At 63.8% G+C, this 16,709-nt stretch carries 16 protein-coding genes; 5 read left to right on the top strand and 11 right to left on the bottom strand.

The window, feature by feature from the left end:
- Positions 1–70: 70 nt before the first annotated feature.
- The 3 genes from X756_RS164205 to X756_RS164215 form a co-directional block, all read right to left on the bottom strand.
- Positions 71–379 carry a putative quinol monooxygenase gene (locus X756_RS164205; protein WP_023728289.1) on the bottom strand — a complete coding sequence of 103 codons (309 nt, stop codon included), beginning with the start codon at positions 377–379 and terminating at the stop codon, positions 71–73.
- 79 nt (positions 380–458) lie between these two features.
- Positions 459–1,238 (bottom strand): SDR family oxidoreductase, encoded by a 780-nt coding sequence (locus X756_RS164210; RefSeq protein WP_023728288.1) that lies wholly within the window; start codon positions 1,236–1,238, stop codon positions 459–461.
- 73 nt (positions 1,239–1,311) lie between these two features.
- The gene (locus tag X756_RS164215) at positions 1,312–1,740 is read right to left on the bottom strand and encodes a DsrE family protein (protein ID WP_023669972.1); all 429 of its coding nucleotides are present in this window, start codon (positions 1,738–1,740) and stop codon (positions 1,312–1,314) included.
- A gap of 98 nt (positions 1,741–1,838) precedes the next feature.
- On the opposite strand from X756_RS164215, the gene X756_RS164220 reads away from it, so the two are divergent.
- Entirely contained in the window at positions 1,839–2,933 is a 1,095-nt protein-coding gene (locus tag X756_RS164220) for a hypothetical protein (RefSeq protein WP_023728287.1), read from the top strand.
- Between the two features lie 28 nt (positions 2,934–2,961).
- Entirely contained in the window at positions 2,962–3,666 is a 705-nt protein-coding gene (locus X756_RS164225) for a DUF4272 domain-containing protein (RefSeq protein ID WP_023728286.1), read from the top strand.
- 257 nt (positions 3,667–3,923) lie between these two features.
- On the opposite strand, the gene X756_RS164230 is transcribed toward X756_RS164225, so the two are convergent.
- Positions 3,924–4,871, bottom strand: coding sequence for a cation diffusion facilitator family transporter (locus X756_RS164230; RefSeq protein ID WP_023683651.1), 948 nt, complete (start codon positions 4,869–4,871; stop codon positions 3,924–3,926).
- Positions 4,872–4,876: 5 nt separating this feature from the next.
- The gene (locus X756_RS164235) at positions 4,877–7,066 is read right to left on the bottom strand and encodes an anthranilate synthase (protein ID WP_023728285.1); all 2,190 of its coding nucleotides are present in this window, start codon (positions 7,064–7,066) and stop codon (positions 4,877–4,879) included.
- Between the two features lie 321 nt (positions 7,067–7,387).
- Here X756_RS164235 and X756_RS164240 point away from each other — a divergent pair, with 321 nt between their 5' ends.
- Entirely contained in the window at positions 7,388–8,158 is a 771-nt protein-coding gene (locus tag X756_RS164240; RefSeq protein WP_023728284.1) for an isocitrate lyase/phosphoenolpyruvate mutase family protein, read from the top strand.
- A 1-nt stretch (position 8,159) separates the two neighbouring features.
- On the opposite strand, the gene X756_RS164245 is transcribed toward X756_RS164240, so the two are convergent.
- The 4 genes from X756_RS164245 to X756_RS164260 all read right to left on the bottom strand — a co-directional run bounded on the left by X756_RS164245 (position 8,160) and on the right by X756_RS164260 (position 12,450).
- Positions 8,160–9,215: a succinylglutamate desuccinylase/aspartoacylase family protein gene (locus X756_RS164245; protein WP_023728283.1), complete on the bottom strand. Its 1,056-nt coding sequence runs from the start codon at positions 9,213–9,215 to the stop codon at positions 8,160–8,162.
- 91 nt (positions 9,216–9,306) lie between these two features.
- Positions 9,307–10,485 (bottom strand): MFS transporter, encoded by a 1,179-nt coding sequence (locus tag X756_RS164250; protein ID WP_023728282.1) that lies wholly within the window; start codon positions 10,483–10,485, stop codon positions 9,307–9,309.
- Between the two features lie 115 nt (positions 10,486–10,600).
- Positions 10,601–11,992 (bottom strand): FAD-containing oxidoreductase, encoded by a 1,392-nt coding sequence (locus tag X756_RS164255; protein WP_023728281.1) that lies wholly within the window; start codon positions 11,990–11,992, stop codon positions 10,601–10,603.
- Complete coding sequence (locus tag X756_RS164260; RefSeq protein ID WP_023728280.1) at positions 11,989–12,450, bottom strand: membrane protein; 462 nt, start codon at positions 12,448–12,450, stop codon at positions 11,989–11,991. Before X756_RS164260 ends, X756_RS164255 begins: the two co-directional genes overlap by 4 nt.
- Positions 12,451–12,604: 154 nt before the next feature.
- Here X756_RS164260 and X756_RS164265 point away from each other — a divergent pair, with 154 nt between their 5' ends.
- Entirely contained in the window at positions 12,605–13,162 is a 558-nt protein-coding gene (locus X756_RS164265; RefSeq protein ID WP_023728279.1) for a sugar O-acetyltransferase, read from the top strand.
- A gap of 15 nt (positions 13,163–13,177) precedes the next feature.
- Here X756_RS164265 and X756_RS164270 read toward each other — a convergent pair whose 3' ends face one another.
- Positions 13,178–14,173 (bottom strand): helix-turn-helix domain-containing protein, encoded by a 996-nt coding sequence (locus tag X756_RS164270; RefSeq protein ID WP_023728278.1) that lies wholly within the window; start codon positions 14,171–14,173, stop codon positions 13,178–13,180.
- A 128-nt stretch (positions 14,174–14,301) separates the two neighbouring features.
- Here X756_RS164270 and X756_RS164275 point away from each other — a divergent pair, with 128 nt between their 5' ends.
- The gene (locus tag X756_RS164275) at positions 14,302–14,937 is read left to right on the top strand and encodes an isochorismatase family protein (RefSeq protein ID WP_023728277.1); all 636 of its coding nucleotides are present in this window, start codon (positions 14,302–14,304) and stop codon (positions 14,935–14,937) included.
- Between the two features lie 74 nt (positions 14,938–15,011).
- On the opposite strand, the gene X756_RS164280 is transcribed toward X756_RS164275, so the two are convergent.
- The gene (locus tag X756_RS164280) at positions 15,012–16,691 is read right to left on the bottom strand and encodes a formate--tetrahydrofolate ligase (protein ID WP_023669985.1); all 1,680 of its coding nucleotides are present in this window, start codon (positions 16,689–16,691) and stop codon (positions 15,012–15,014) included.
- Positions 16,692–16,709 lie beyond the last annotated feature (18 nt).

Below are 16,709 nucleotides of genomic sequence, written 5' to 3'. Positions count from 1 at the left end.
TAGACCTGGAAGAGAAAAATGCGAACGCTGTCTCGGACGAAATTCACGACCCCGACCCCGCGTTGGGATGTCACTCGTTCTTGATGGCGGGCAGGCCGAAACCGCCGGCCGGATGGGTCTCGACCTGGAATTCGAAGCCGGCGATGATCGGCCGGGCCTTGGCGATCGCTGCCTGGGCCTCCGGCAGCTGCAGCGAAGCCTTGTGGCTTGCGGCGTCGGTCCACACTTCGGTCACCCAGATCGCGTCGGCATCGGCCGGGTCGCGGGCGATGACATAACTCAGGCAACCCGGCATGGCGCCGGTCGAGGCTAGCAGCACATCCATGATCGCGTCGCGCTGGCCGCGCGCCGCCCGCATCTTTCCGATCAATCCGTACATTGCCTCTCCCCTTTCTTCCAACCTCAGCAAACGTGCGCACGACATGCATGGTTGCGAGACGCAGTATGCAATTGCCGGCTCACGGCATCAACTGGCCACCGTTCACCTCGATCACCTGGCCGGTGATGTAACCACTCAGGAGATCGGAGGACAGGAAGAGATAGGCGCCGACGCAGTCTTCGGCCGTGCCGGCACGCCCTTGAGGAATGGTGGCGACCATGCCCTTCATCTGCTCGTCGGTGGAATAGCGCTCATGGAAGGGTGTCGCGATGGTGCCCGGCGCCACCGCGTTGACGCGGATGCCGAAGCCGATCAGTTCCTTGGCCATGCCGCGCGTCACATTGGAGACAAAGGCCTTGGCCGAACCGTACAGCCCGGCGCCGCCGCCAGCGCCATTGCGCGCCGCGATCGACGAGGTGTTGACGATGAAGCCGCCCTGCTTCTTCAGCCATGGCATCGCCTTGCGCGAGGCCGTCAGCACCGAGCGGGCATTGAGGTCCATCACCGCGTCGTAGTGCGCCTCGGTCTGCTCCGCATAGGGCACGCGGCCGAGCATGCCGCCGGCATTGTTGATCAGCCCGTCGAGCCGCCCGAATGTTTCGGCGCTCTCCTCGACGACACGCTCGACATCGGCTGCCTGTGAGAAGTCGCCCTGTGTCAGGAACACCTCACCGCCGCTGTCGCGGATGTTTTTGGCCAGCGTTTCTGCGGCCTCCCGGCTCGAATTGTAGTGCAGGGCGACCCGGCATTTCTGGCCGGCGTAGGCCAGTGCAAGGGCGGCACCGATGCCGGTCGAAGCGCCGGTGACCAGCACCGCCTTGCCGGCAAGATCGGGGATGACGAGGGTGGTCGCGGTCATGAGCACTTTCCTTCGGGATGTTTGGCCGCCCTTCGTAGGCTCTCATGGCCTTCACGTTCAAGCCCGCGGCGGCTCAGGGCCGGAGATAGGCGTAGCCCTGGCGCTGCAGTTCGGCGAGCTTGACGACACCGCCCTTGTCGGCGGCGTGGAAGCCCTCGAGCAGGTCGGCAAGCGTGATCTCCATGCCTTGCATGGTGTTGCCGCAGGCATGCGGCTCAAGGCCCTGCTGGACGAGGCCGGCAAAGCGTCCCGAGATCGCCGCCGATATGCCTTTCGACTTGAAGCCGGCAAGGGCCGGACCATGCACGACCAGCACGATGTCGACATTGCCGCCGGTGCCTTCATAGTGGTTGTTGATGTTGCCGAGCACGAAGTTGACCTTATCGAGGTCGCTGAGGTGATAGGCGACCTTCGGTCTGTCTTCAGCGGCGGCCGCCCGGCTCAGCCCGAACAGGCCGGCGGCGCCGGCAAGGCTGGCCCGGAACATGTCGCGTCGACGCATGGCATCCTCTCGGCTTGCGCTCACCGCAAATTGCATGGCTGCGGCCATGATACTAGCATAAATTGACGTTACGTCCTGTCGATGCGAGGAGGGGTCACATGGCGTTCAGGAAGTGGAAGGTTGTTGCCAGCGCTGGATTTGGCTGCGTGCTGCTCGGCGCGCTTGCAAGTTCGGCCCTTGCCGGCGATGCGCTTAAATTACCCGAACTCAGCCCGAATGGCGCCGATGCGTGTTTCGGCCGCGTCTATGATGCGGCGCACCTCAAGGCGCATCCAAAGCAGAAGGTGGCGCGGATCTTCTTCCTCTATGGCCATGATCCGGTGAGCCATCCGAACGAAGAGCCGATGGCAAACGCCGACACCTCCTACAACGGTTTTCTCACCACCACGGTGCGCGGCGCCAAGGCGCCGCAATGGGCCGGCGGCTGGTGCAATCACGAGTCCGAGGACGGCAAGTCAGGTCCGGTCCGCTGCGGCATGGACTGCGACCGCACCATGGCGTCGCTGAAGCTCGATGACAAAGGCCGCCTGATCCTTACCGATGTCTCGTCCGATCTCTATCTCGACGCCGGATCGGAAGACGAACTGGGCGAAGCCGAATATGACCGGCAGGCTCTGGGCTCGGAGGACAACAATTTCCGCCTCGACCCGATGCCGGCCGCAACCTGCCAGGCTGAATTCGCCAAGATCGACCCGATCGATCCGGCGCTTGGGGCTCCCTTGCGCGAGCGACTGAAGCCGGACCAGCCTTTCTGTTTCGGGCGAGACTACGATGCCGCGCATCTCTCCTCGCATCCCGACCAGGTGACGCAATCGATCCGGGTCTTCCGCGGGCCGGTCGAACTCGCCTCCTTTGCCTCAGGCGATGTCGCCAACTGGCCCGACGGCTCCGATGTCGCCGTTTCGGTGACCACCAGGAAGAACGGGACGAAGGTCACGCAGACCTATTCCTGCCAGGGTGAAGCGGATCAATGGCGCTGCGCGGCCAGTTCGAAGATGAGCAATTTTTCCTGCGATATCGCGCAAAAGGAAATCTTCCTCAAGCGCGGCGCCAACGGCACCATGATGCTCGCCAATCCCAACAGCAGCCTGGCGATCGTCGATTTGTGCTCGAAGACGGCGGATGGCAAGACGAAGTCGGACGACAAGGTTTACCGGTTGGAGGCCATGCCGCAGTCGGCGTGTGCGCCTTAGTCACTTTAGCAGCCATTTGGAAATGAATATGATGCGTCGCAGCTTTCTTGGTTTTCTGACTTCCTTGGCTTTCATCGGTTCCGCCAACGCTGAAGGCGAGGCTGAGGCTCGCAAGGCGGCCTCAACAGCACAGTTGAAGAAGGAGGGCGTGCCGTTCATCGACCATTTGCCGACGATCGAAACCGAAGCCGAAAGTCGGCGACGAACGAAGGACGAGGTGGTTAAACGCGCCATCGCACTGGTGATCGTGGCCGTCACAGCGGAGACCAATGATCGAAATCTTTTAAGCAACTTGATCAGCCAGTTTGGAGCCGAAGGGTTTTTTACGCCCAAAGAGCAAGCGTTTGTCGGTAACCCCGTTGCAACCGAGCAAGATCGCGCAAATTTTAGCTGGCGCTATGAAGGGGCTTTCGTGATGTTGTGGGCGTTGCAAGTCTTCAAAAACCTTGGGCGTCCAGACAAGCCTTGCGATGTGTCGCGTATGGTTTCGGTGTTGCGTGACCTCGACACGGAAGGGCTGCTCAAGCGGGCCAATTTGCGCCCGCAAAGCGAGCTTCTCGATGCTGCCGATCTGATCTATCGGTACAATTGGGCTGTGATGGATGCGCGGGTGAATGGGAAAGCCGTGCCGGCAGGATTGGAACGAGACGTGGTTGTCGAACGTCATTACGCGCTCAATTGGCTGATTGGGTATATGGGGCAGGAATGGGATGACATCTCGACCGACACATGATGAGCCGATCGCAAGCGGGTGCTACCTTGGATCGGACTTCGCTTGCCGAGTTGGATTGACGAACTTAGACGGTTCGCCTGACTACGCTTTTGCCGAGGCCGAGCTGGCGCGCCCTTGAGCAGCAGGCGCTGCCCGATTTGGAGGCAATCAACGCCTGGATGTAGCCATTGGCGGGCTACCCCACATGGCGGTAATGGCGCAATCGATCCGGCGAGGTCGGCAGATCCTCGCCCGAGGATGATGCCCTGAGTTTTTCCTCACGCGAACGGCACCGCCGTCGTGCCTTTCGGCAGCTTCGCCTCGTCGTCCGGCTCGACATGGATGGTGACGCGCACGGAGGGGATTTCAGCCTTCAGCGCGTCCTCGATGCGGTCGCAAATGACGTGGCTGGCGCCGACCGTCATGTCGGCGTCGACGACCAGGTGGAACTCGATGAAGGTGGCGCGGCCGGCGATTCGGGTCTTGAGGTCATGAACCTCCAGCGCGCCCTTGCAATTGGCCGAGATGATGTCGCGAATGTGCATGTGTTCGGTCGTGTCCACTGCGCGGTCCATCAGCCCGTTCATCGACGAGCCGATGACGTGCCAGCCCTGCCACAGGATGTTGAGCGCGACGATGACGGCAAGCGCCGGATCAAGGATCTGCCAACCGGTCAGGATAGCGCCGACGAGGCCGCCGAAGACGCCGACCGAGGTCACGACATCGGTCATGATGTGCCGGCCGTCGGCGACCAGCGCCGGTGATTTTGCGCTGCGCCCGGCGCGGATCAGCGTCCAGGCCCAGAAGGCGTTGATGACGGTGGCGACGCCGTTGATCGCCAAGCCCTCCCAGGGTTGTTCGAGCGGGGTCGGCGTCTGCCAGGAGCGCCAGACCTCGTTGAGGATCAAAAGCGCGGCGAGCACGATCAGCACGCCTTCCAGCACCGCCGAAAAATACTCGGCCTTGTGGTGGCCGAACGGATGGTCCTGGTCGGCCGGCTTGTAGCTGACCAGGACCGCCCAATAGGCGGCGGCCGAGGCTATGACGTTGACGATCGACTCCAGCGCATCCGAATAGAGCGCAACGGAGCCAGTGACGTACCAGGCGGCAAGCTTGAGCGCGAGCACCACGCAGGCGATGACAATCGACCAGAAGGCAAGGCTGGCGATCCTTTGCCTGGCCGCTGCCTTCGCTGCGATCGCCGCCATGTTGTCCGTTGCCGCCATCGTTTCTAAGCGGCCTTTTCCTTGGCCTTGCGCGGCAGATGCGCAACGATGTTTTCGATGATGCGCATGCCGGCATTGTGGCCGAGCGTCATGATCGATTCCGGATGGAACTGGACGGCGGCGATCGGCTCCTTGCGGTGTTCGAAGGCCATGATGATGCCATCCTCGGTCTCGGCGGTGACGATGAAATCGTCGGGCAGCCGCACCGGATCGGCAAAGATCGAGTGGTAGCGGCCGACGGTCACTTCCTTGGGCAGGCCGGAGAAGATGATTCCGGGCTTGGAGACGCGGATGCGCGACGGCTTGCCGTGCATCGGCACGTGCAACTGCCTGAGTTCGCCGCCATAGGCCTCGGCCAGCGCCTGCAGGCCAAGGCAGACACCGAAGATCGGCAGGTCGCGGGCGCGGGCGTTCTTGATGGTCGCGGCGCAGTCGAAATCCTTCGGCGTGCCCGGTCCGGGCGACAGCACGACGAGATCGGGCTTCAGCCGTTCGAAGACTTCTTCCGGCACCGGCGAACGCACGGTCGAGACATTGGCACCGGTCTGGCGGAAATAGTTGGCCAGTGTGTGGACAAAGGAGTCTTCGTGGTCGACGAGCAGGATGTTGACGCCGTCGCCGACGCGCGCGGTGGTGCGTTCGGCGCCTGCGGCATTGCCCAATTTGGCGTCGCGAATGGCGGAGAGCATGGCGGATGCCTTCAGTTCGGTTTCGGCTTCTTCTTCCTCGGGGATGCTGTCGAAGAGCAACGTGGCGCCTGCTCGCACCTCGGCAATGCCGTCCTTGATGCGGATGGTGCGGAGCGTCAGGCCGGTGTTCATGTCGCCGTTGAAATTGACCATGCCGATGGCGCCGCCATACCAGGCTCGCGGGCTCTTTTCGTTCTGCTCGATGAAGCGCATGGCCCACAGTTTCGGCGCGCCGGTGACGGTGACCGCCCAGGCATGCGACAGGAAGGCGTCGAAGGCATCCATGCCTTCGCGCAGGCGCCCTTCGATGTGATCGACGGTGTGGATCAGGCGTGAATACATCTCGATCTGGCGGCGGCCGATGACGCGCACCGAGCCCGGATCGCAGACCCTGGACTTGTCGTTGCGGTCGACGTCCGAGCACATGGTCAGCTCGGATTCATCCTTCTTGGAATTGAGCAGCTTCAGGATCTGCTCGCTGTCGGAAATGGCGTCGTCGCCGCGCTTGATGGTGCCGGAGATCGGGCAGGTCTCTACGCGGCGGCCGTTGACGCGCACGAACATTTCGGGCGAGGCGCCGATCAGATACTCGTTTTCGCCGAGATTGATGAAGAAGGAATAGGGCGACGGGTTGATCGACTTCAGCTTGCGCGAGATTTCGGAAGGCTGCGTCTCGCAGCGTTCGTAGAACATCTGCCCGGGCACGACCTCGAACAGGTCGCCGCGCTTGAAACTATCCATCGCCTTGCGCACCAGATTGGCGTATTCGCCAGGCTCATGGTCGCCGCGCGGCGGGATGCGGTCGGCGGTCTTGAACGGCTCGGCGATCTCGTCACGCGGCAGGCCTTCTGTCGAAAAACCGTCGCCGGAATAGTCGTAACGGTCGGTCCAGGCCTTGGTCGAATAGTGGTCGACGACCAGGATCTCGTCGGGCAGGAACAGGACCAGGTCGCGCTGGCTCTGTTTGCGCTCGAGCTTGTAATCGACCGGATCGAACTGGAAGGCGAGGTCATAGCCGAAAGCGCCGTAGAGGCCGAGATTGGCGTCTTCCTCGGTCTTGAACAGAGCGGTGATGGCGCGCAGCACAGTAAACACAGAGGGGACGCGGCTGCGCTCTTCCTCTGTGAAGACGCGGCCGGGCTTGGCGACATCGAGGCGGATCAGCTTTTTCGAGGTTTCAGCAATCGTCACCTCGGCAACGCCGGCCAGCGTCTTGCCGATCACCGGCAGCAGCACTTCGCCACGGCCATTCAGCGCCTCGATGCGCATGGCGCGGCCACGCGCGGAAATCACCAGCGGCGGATCGATGATGGCCGTATCCCAGCGTGTGTAGCGGCCCGGATATTCGTAATTCGAGGAAAACACCGCACCACGGCGCGAGTTCAAGCCATCGACATAGGCATCGATCGCACCGGCGTAAGGCTTGTCGTGGCGTTCGCGGGTGATGGTGACACCACCTGCGGTCACGAAGCTTTCCGCGCCGGTTTCCAGAGCCTTCATCGTCATTGCCGTCTCCATATGGCTTGTTGGGGCAACGGACCCGGGAATGGCTTTGAAAAAACAAATGGCCGCCCGGACATTCCGTTGCGGCCACCCTCTATTTTCACGCGCACGCGTTCGAACAGGCCGCTGTCAGCGAGCCCACCACCAAACGGTCTTGATCGAGCGCATGTTCATGGGCGAAATCCATAGCGGCGAAAAGCCGGATGCGCAACAGGTTTGAAAGGCCTGTTTGTGGCCGCCGCTTCCGCAGCCCATGGCACATCGCCAAGGCTTGGGGTCCTGCCTAGACTGTTCGTCCAACATCGGAAAGACGGGAAGACAGCAATGACCGAGCAGATCGAGCGCGCACGCAGGTTCCATGCGCTCCACGTCAGGGGCAACCCGATCGTTCTCTACAATGCCTGGGATCCGGGCTCGGCCAAGATCGTCGAGAAGGCGGACGCCAAGGCGATCGCCACCGGAAGCTGGCCGGTCGCGGCTGCTTTTGGTTATGCCGATGGCGAGAAAATTCCGCTGGAGCTGGCGCTGGACAACATCAAGCGCATCGTGGCGGCAGTCGACCTGCCGGTGACCATGGACCTCGAAGGCGGCTACGGCGTCGAGCCGGTGACTGTCGCCCAGACGGTGACACGTGCCCTGCAGGCCGGCGCCATCGGTTTCAATTTCGAGGACCAGATCGTCGGCGGCGCCGGTCTGCACGACATCGCCATACAGGTGAAGCGCATCGAGGCGGCAGCGGCGGCGGTGAAGGCTTCCGGCATTCCCGCCTTTATCAACGCCCGTACCGACATTTTCCTCAAGGCCAAGCCGGATGTGCATGACAGCGTGCTGCTCGACCAGGCCATCGAGCGGGCGCACGCTTATGAAAAGGCAGGAGCGAGCGGCTTCTTTGCGCCGGGGCTCGGCGACGAGGGTCTGATCGAGGCGCTGTGCAAGGCCACCGTGCTGCCGGTCAACGTCATCGCGCTGGCGCATGTGCCGCCGCGCCAGCGCCTGGCCGAGCTTGGTGTCGCCCGTGTCAGCCACGGCCCGGTGCCGTACCGGCAGATGGCCGAATGGCTCGAGGCCAAGGCGCGGCTGGCGATTTCGGGTTAGCTCAGTCCTCCAGCGTGCCTGACCTCGCGTCGGCGCTCTTCTTGTCGCCGACCAGCTTCAAGAGATCCTCGCCGGCGCGGATGATGCGGCGCGAGCGGCGGGTCAGGATGACGCCGTCCTGCGGCGCCAGCACTTCGGTGCGGCCGCCGGCCTCGCCCGGTGTGTGGACGATGGTGGCGAGGCGCGCGCCCTTGGCGACTCGGTCACCGGGCTTGACGTCGTAGAGGATGGCGCCGGCCCGGGGCGCCGGCATCATGTCGATGTTCTCCAGCGGCGCGACGAGGCCCTTGAACGCGCCGGGTGCGGGAAGGGCGGTATCGGCGATGACGCCGCGCGCCGCCAGCAGCCGGTAAAGGCCTTCGGCATCGGAACTTGCCAGCGCGCCGTCAACATCCAGCATGCCACGGTATTCTACCGTGGTGGCAACGCGGCGGTCGAGCTTCGCCACGTTGGCGGGGACGTTCTGGTAGGGCATGATCGTGGCGCCCTCGAAGGTGCCGTCCGTGTCCTCGCTCCACAACACCACGGCGTCGATACCCATGGCGGCGGCGCAATCGGCCATTGCCGGCCACAGGCTGGCGTGGACGTAGAGATAGGCAAGGCCCTCGTCGTCGCAATGCAGGTCGAGCACGATGTCGTGGCCGAGCGACAGCTGCACCAGACGGGTCTTCAATCGCTGGTCGGGGGTGCCAAGCGTGGTGTCGGGCAATAGCTTGGCGTCGGGCGCGGCGAGCAGTGGAAAGCCGCGGTTGAAATTGTTGCGGGTGCCGAGATGGAAGCGGCCCTGGTGCTCGCCGAAATGATATTGCGCGCGGCCGATCGGATTGGCCCAGGGCACGACCGTGATGTTGCCCTTGATGCGGCCTTCGGCTTCGGCTTTGTTCAGCGCCGGCATCAAGGCGTCGATGGCGACGACACCAGGCAATTCACCGGCGTGGAGTGCTGCCTGCAGATAGGCCGAAGGTGCTGCCGCGTCGGCGCCGGCGAAGCGGAACACCGGGAATTCGTAGGAAACGCCTTCGGTGTCGCCGGCGATGCGTTCGATCGATTTCTGCATGGGATGCCTCCAGGATAAGAGGCAGAACACATGCACGTTTGCCGAAGGGCTGTCGATTGGTACAGTTCGAGCCGCCATGGGCGCAATGGAATTATTCGGCGGCGGCCGGAACCGTCGCTATCGGCGCCGATCCTTCGAGCGCCTGCGAGACAACGGCTACGCTGACCGCCAGCAGGGCCAGCACCGCGCCGACCAGCGGCAAATGAGCATAGGAAACGCCGGCCGACAGAGCCACGCCGCCGATCCAGGCGCCGCTGGCATTGCCGATATTGAATGCGCCCTGGTTGAGCGTGGCGGCGAGGTTCGGCCCTTCCGAAGCCGCTTCGACGACGCGGATCTGCAGCGGCGGCACGACGACGAAGATCAGCAGTCCCCACAAGAAGACGACGCCGATGGCGACGCTGGCGATAGCGCCGAACTGCATGAAGCCGACAAACAGAACTGCCATCAAAAGCAGCGTGCCGATGACCGTCGGCATCAATTTCCAGTCGGCCAGCCGGCCGCCGATGATGTTGCCTATGGTCATGCCGGCGCCGAACAGCAGCAGGACCCAGGTGACCGCGGAGGTCGACAGGCCGGGAACATCGGTAAGGTAGGGCTTGATGTAGGTGAAGACGGCAAACAGGCTGGCCGAGGCCAGCGAGGCGATCAGCATGGCGAGCCAGACCTGCAGCTTGCCCAGCACGCGCAGTTCGCTGCGCAGGCCGCCGCCGCTCGGTTCGACGACATTGGATGGCACCAGCCAGGCGATGGCGGCAACAGAGATCAGGCCGATGCCGACGACGGCAAAGAAGGTGGAGCGCCAGCCGAAGGCTTCGCCAAGCGCGGTGCCGGCAGGAACGCCGAGAATGTTGGAGAGCGTCAATCCCGCGAACATCATCGCCATGGCGCTGGCGCGCTTGTTGCGCGGCACCAGGCTGGCGGCAACGACGGAACCAATGCCGAAAAAGGCGCCATGACCAAACGCGGTGAAGACGCGCGCGGCCATCAGAAGCCAGTAATTGGGCGCAATGGCGCAGAGCAGATTGCCGACGACGAACATCGCCGTCAGCGTGACCAGCACTGGCTTGCGAGGCAGATGCGCGGTGGCCATGGCGACGATGGGTGCGCCGAAGACGACGCCCAGCGCATAGCCGGTGACCAGCAGGCCGGCCGAGGGGATCGACACGCCGAGATCGGCCGCAACCTCCGGCAACAGGCCCATGATGACGAATTCGGTGGTGCCGATGCAGAAGGACGCAATGGCAAGCGCAAGGATCGGCAAAGGCATGGAAAATCCAGACTGAATCGGTTCAATTCAGACTGAACGAGAAGCCTTGCCGCGCGCAATGCACATTGCTGCAACGCACCAATGCAGAAAGCGCTGAGCTTGACGCGGAGTCATATCAGGCGAGCGGCTTCAGCTCCTGGGCGATGGTTGGCAACAGCTCCGAGACGTTGGGGTGGATATGCACGGCGCGCGCCAGCGTATCGACCGGCGCCTTGGCGTACATCAGGTCGAGCACGCAGTGCACCGCCTCGTCGCCGCCGGGGCCGAGCACGGAGCAGCCGAGGATTTGCCTGGTGTCGGCATCGACCAGGATCTTCATGAAACCTTGCGTCTCGCCCTTTTCGATGGCGCGGCCGACGCGGGTCATTGGCCGCTGGCCGACCAGCGCCTTGCGGCCGGATTTCTTCACCGCAGCCTCGGTCATGCCGCAGCGGCCGAGCGGCGGATCGATGTAGAGCGCATAGGCCTCGATGCGGTCGCTGACCTTGCGCGGATCGTCGTCGAGCAGATTGGCGGCGACGATCTCGTGATCGTTGTAGGAGGTGTGGGTGAAGGCGCCCTTGCCGTTGCAGTCGCCCATCGCCCAGACGCCGGGCACGCTGGTGCGCAACTGGTCGTCGACGGTGACGAAGCCGCGCAGGTCGACCGCGACACCGGCCTTGTCGAGACCGAGATCGTCGGTGTTGGGGGTGCGGCCGAGCGCCAGGAGCACGTGCGAGCCGACAGCCGGCGGCTTGCCGTACGAGAAGGTCACGGCGATGTCCTCGCCCTGTTGGGCAAAGCCGATGTTGTCGGCGCCGACATGGACCGCTACGCCTTCATTCTCGAGGACCGACAGGATGGCCGCTGAGACGTCGTCGTCCTCGCGGCCGGTCAGGCGCGGGCTCTTCTCGATGACGGTGACTTCCGAACCGAAGCGGCGGAACATCTGCGCGAATTCGAGCGAGATATAGCTGCCGCCGACGATGACGAGGTGGCGCGGCAGAATTTCGAGGTCCATCATTGAGGAGTTGGTGAGGTAGTCGACGTCGTTGACGCCGGGCAGGTCGGGCACCGAGGCGCGGCCGCCGGTGTTGAGGAAGATCTTTTCGGCAGTCAGAAGCTCGTCGCCGACGCGCACCGTGTTGGCGGATTCGAAGCGGGCATGGCCGCGATAGAGCGTGCAGCCCTTCATGCCGGCGATCCAGGTCTCCAGATTGGTGCGGGAGTCATTGGTGACCTTGTCCTTGCGCGCCTTGATCCTCTTGTAGTCCACGCCGACAGGGCCTGAGAACGTCACGCCATAGTCCGCGGCACGCCGCGCCAGATGCGCGGCATAGGCGCTGGCGACCATGGTCTTGGTCGGCATGCAGCCGGTGTTGACGCAGGTGCCGCCGACCAGCTTGCGCTCGATCAGCGCCACGCTCATGCCGGCTGACGTCAGCCGGCCGGCGAGAGGAGGGCCGGCCTGTCCGGCGCCGATGATGATGGCGTCGTATGTCTTGGCGTCTGAGGCTTGGGCAGTCATACCACCGCCGCCACGATCAGCAGGCCGCCGATGATCGCCACCGCGTCCTCGATGAGGGCGGCAGGCAAATCCTTGCCGAATGCGGCGGCCAACCGGCCGCGCGCTTCGGCGCCGCCATAGGTGCCGATGACGGCGCTGATGGCGCCGGCAATCAGGCCGGCAATGGTGGAACCGGCGGTGGCGCCGATCACCGCGCCGCTGAAGGCGCCAAGCAGGATGCGGGCGCCGAATTGCTGCGGCACCTTGCGGCTCGGCGTCGAGGGCAGCTGGTCGGTGACCAGTTCGACGATGGCGAGGATGGTGAAGATACCGACGGCGGCCCAATGGCCCATGAAACTTGCCCAGGTGCCGGCCACCGGCAGCCAGCCGAGATACGCGCCCCAGGCGATCGCGGCCGGCGCGGTCATGGCGCGAAGACCGGCAATGACGCCGATCAGAAGTGCAAGCAAATAGAGCATTTAGATCCCCTCGAAAGCAGGCCCGGGACTGGCCCCCGAGGGCAAGCTAGCATAGGTCCTGCGTTTGACGAGAGTAGGCGATGGTGCTTCTTCCATCAGTGAGCATTGTACTTTGGTAAACAGTCGAACACGACGAAGGGACGGAGTCGCTGTGATGGCCGGAAGCGAACGCACAAGGATGATTGCAGGCGAATGGTACACCTGCATCGACGACGAACTGGAGGCGCTCCGCGTGATCGCGCGCGATGCGGTGTTCGAGCACAACGCGCTGCCGCCCCAGCAACGCGGCAATATCGGCCCGACGCTATTGGCGCTGCTCGGCAGCGCGGGCGCAGGCTCCCGGATCGAGGCGCCTTTCCACTGCGCCTACGGTTTCAACATCCATCTCGGCGACGGCGCCTTCCTCAATGCCGGCTGCACCATCCTCGACCCCGCGCCGGTGCGTATCGGCAGGCGGACGCTTCTCGGCCCCAATGTGCAGATCTACTGCGCCGAGCACCACAAGGAGGCCGCGGGCCGTCAGTCGGGACTGGAGATTGCCCGGCCGGTCACCATCGGCAATGACGCCTGGATCGGCGGCAGCGCCATCATCCTCGGCGGCATCAGCATCGGCGATGGCGCCATAGTCGGCGCCGGCGCGGTGGTGACGCGCGACGTCCCTGACAACACCACGGTGGTCGGCAATCCGGCGCGGGCGGTCAAGCGGGGCTGAACTCGTCGTGGGCGGTCAGTATGAAGCCGTGCGTGCCATACGCTCGTCCGGACCGGCTCGCCGCGAGAATTCACGCCGGTATTGGGCCGGTGACGTCTTGAGCCGTGCGGCGAAATGCTGGCGCAGCGAGGTGGCGCTGCCGAAGCCGGCTTCGAAGGCCACCATGTCCATCGATTTTTCCGTCGCCTCCAGCAGCCGTTGCGCCAGTTCGATGCGTTGGCCGGCCAACCATTCGCCAAAGCTGGTGCCGATCGATTTCTGGAAACGGCGGGTGAAAGTGCGCCGGGTCAGGCCCGCGGCCTCCGCGACGCGGTCGAGGTTGTGCGTTTGTCCGAGCGTTGCCCGCACCGTGTCGAGCGCCAGGGTGAAGCGGTCGGTGGCCGGGGTTTTCGCCAGCGGGCGCTCGATGAACTGCGCTTGCCCACCCTGCCGGTGCGGCGACAGCACGATGTGCCTGGCCAGCCGCAGCGCTACCTCTGCGCCATAGCGGGCGCGCACAATGTGCAGGCAGCAATCGAGCCCGGCGGCGACGCCGGCCGAGGTGACGATGTCGCCGTCGTCGACATAGAGCACGTCGGCGTCGACTTCGATGTCCGGGTATAATGTTTGCAGCCGGTCGGTGGAGGCCCAATGTGTCGTCGCACGCCGGCCCGCAAGCAGCCCGGCGGCGGCAATGGCGAAGGTGCCGAGACAGAGGCCGACGATCAGCGCACCGCGCCGGTGCGCGTGGGTGAGCGCTGCCAGGAGCGGCGGCGGAAGTGGGGCCTCGAGATCCTTCCAGCTCGGAACGATGACGATGTCGGCATCGTCGAATGCGGAAAGGCCATACGGCACCGCGATGGTCAGCCCGGCATCGGTGTGGATCGCTCCATCGTCGAGCGCGCAGACGCGAAAGTCGAAACGCGGCAAGCCAAGCTTGGTGCGGTCGGTGCCGAACACCACGCACGGCACGGAGAGGTGGAACGGGCTGATGCCGTCAAAGGCGAGAACGGCAATGATCGGGTCGGCCATGCGTGTTTCCAGCAAGCGAAAAGCGAATTGTCCCAATTCTTTCGAATGATGTCAATCGGGCCACTTTTGGCAGTCGGGCGATCCGTCTATTTTCGACCTGGCCCATTCAAGCCTGAGAGGAAAACACCATGTCCGCCAACACCCCGCGCCGCGCGCTCATCGTCATCGATGTCCAGAACGACTATGACGGCGGCAACCTCGCCATCCAGTATCCGCCGTTCCGCGACAGCGTCGTCAATGTCGCGCGCGCCATGGATGCCGCCGCTGTGGCCGGCGTGAAGGTGGTGGTCGTCAAGCAGATGGCGCCCGAGACCTCGCCAGTCTTCGCCAAGGGCAGCCATGGCGGCGACCTGCATCCCGAGATCGCCCGGCGAAGCCGCGACCACTATGTCGAGAAGTCACTGCCTAGCGCCTTTGCCGGCACCGACCTCGAGGCGTGGCTGCGCGCCAATACCATCGATACGATAACGGTGATCGGCTACATGACGCATAATTGCGACCTGTCGACCATCATCCACGCCGCGCATGTCGGCTTTGCGGTCGAGTTCCTGTCCGACGCCACCGGTTCGCTGCCTTACGCCAACGGCGCCGGCTACGCCTCGGCCGAGGAGATCCACCGCGTGGTGTCCATCATCCTGCAGTCGCGCTTTGCGGCCGTGCTCAAGACCGCCGAATGGATCGATTGCCTGAAGACCGGTGCTTTGCCCGAACGCGACACGCCCTATGCGTCCAACCAGCGCGCGCTGGCGCGCAACGCTGCATAGGCAAATCTGTCCCCGAAAAGCAAAAGGACGGCCAGTGGCCGCCCTTCTTGGATCTCGCAACGATCTCGAAATTTTCAAAACAGGCCTTCGATCTGGCCGATCTCGTTGAGGAAGATTTTTTCCGAGGACGGCGCCTTGGGCAGGCCGGGCATGGTCATGACCTCACCGCAGATGACGACGACGAAGCCGGCGCCCGCCGAAAGCCTGACCTCGCGTACCGGCACGGTGTGCCCGGTCGGCGCGCCGCGCAGGTTCGGGTCGGTCGAGAAGGAATATTGGGTCTTGGCCATGCAGACCGGCAGGTGCCCGTAGCCGGCCTGCTCCCAGGCATGCAGCTGGTCGCGCACCGACTTGTCGGCGATCGCCTCGTCGCCGCGATAGATGCGCTGGACGATGGTGTTGATCTTCTCGAACAGCGGCATTGCGTCGGGATAGAGCGGCGCGAACTGCGAGGCGCCGGATTCGGCGATCTCGACGACCTTGCGCGCCAACTCCTCAATGCCGGCAGAGCCATTGGCCCAATGCTTGCACAGGATCGCCTCGGCGCCGAGCGAGGCGACGAAATCCTTCATCGCCTGGATTTCCACCTCGGTATCGGTGGTGAAATGATTGATCGCCACGATCGCAGGCACGCCGAACTGTTTCACATTCTCGATGTGGCGGCCCAGATTGAGGCAGCCCTTCTTGACTGCCTCGATGTTTTCCTTGCCGAGGTCTTCCTTCTTGACGCCGCCATTCATCTTCATGGCGCGCACGGTGGCGACGATGACGGCAGCCGCCGGCTTCAAACCCGCCTTGCGGCACTTGATGTCGAAGAATTTTTCGGCTCCGAGGTCGGCGCCGAAGCCGGCTTCGGTGACGACGTAGTCGGCGAGCTTCAGCGCCGTGGTGGTGGCGACCACCGAGTTGCAGCCATGCGCGATGTTGGCGAACGGGCCGCCATGCACGAAGGCAGGGTTGTTCTCCAGCGTCTGCACCAGGTTTGGCTGCATGGCGTCCTTCAGCAGCACCGCCATGGCGCCGTCGGCCTTCAAGTCGCGGGCATAGACCGGGCTCTTGTCGCGGCGGTAGGCGACGATGATGTCGCCGAGGCGCTTTTCCAGATCCTTGAGGTCGGTGGAAAGGCACAAGATCGCCATCACTTCAGAGGCGACGGTGATGTCAAAGCCTGCCTCGCGCGGATAACCGTTGGCGACGCCGCCGAGCGAGCAGATGATTTCGCGCAGCGCCCGGTCGTTCATGTCCATGACGCGGCGCCAGGCGACGCGGCGGGTGTCGATGCCGAGCTCATTGCCCCAGTAGATGTGGTTGTCGATCAGCGCCGACAAAAGATTGTGCGCCGTGGTGATGGCGTGGAAGTCGCCGGTGAAGTGGAGGTTCATGTCCTCCATCGGCACGACCTGCGCGTATCCGCCGCCGGCGGCACCGCCCTTGACGCCGAAATTCGGGCCGAGCGAAGCCTCGCGGATGCAGACGATCGCCTTCTTGCCGATGCGGTTCAGACCGTCACCAAGGCCGACGGTGGTGGTCGTCTTGCCTTCGCCGGCCGGCGTCGGGTTGATGGCGGTGACGAGGATCAGCTTGCCGTCCTTGTTGCCCTTCACCGATTTGATGAATTCGGCCGAAATCTTCGCCTTGTCGTGGCCGTAGGGCAAAAGGTGCTCGGTCGGGATGCCGATCTTGGCGCCGATCTCCTGGATTTGCTTTTTCTTGGCGCCGCGCGCGATCTCGATGTCGGACTTCACTTCGGCCATGACGGCTTTCCTTCGGAT

Source organism: Mesorhizobium sp. LNJC405B00 (assembly GCF_000502615.1).
In the GTDB taxonomy this organism is placed as follows: domain Bacteria; phylum Pseudomonadota; class Alphaproteobacteria; order Rhizobiales; family Rhizobiaceae; genus Mesorhizobium.
The sequence above is the reverse complement of the archived record's forward strand: the minus strand, read 5'-3'. Positions and strand labels throughout refer to the sequence as shown.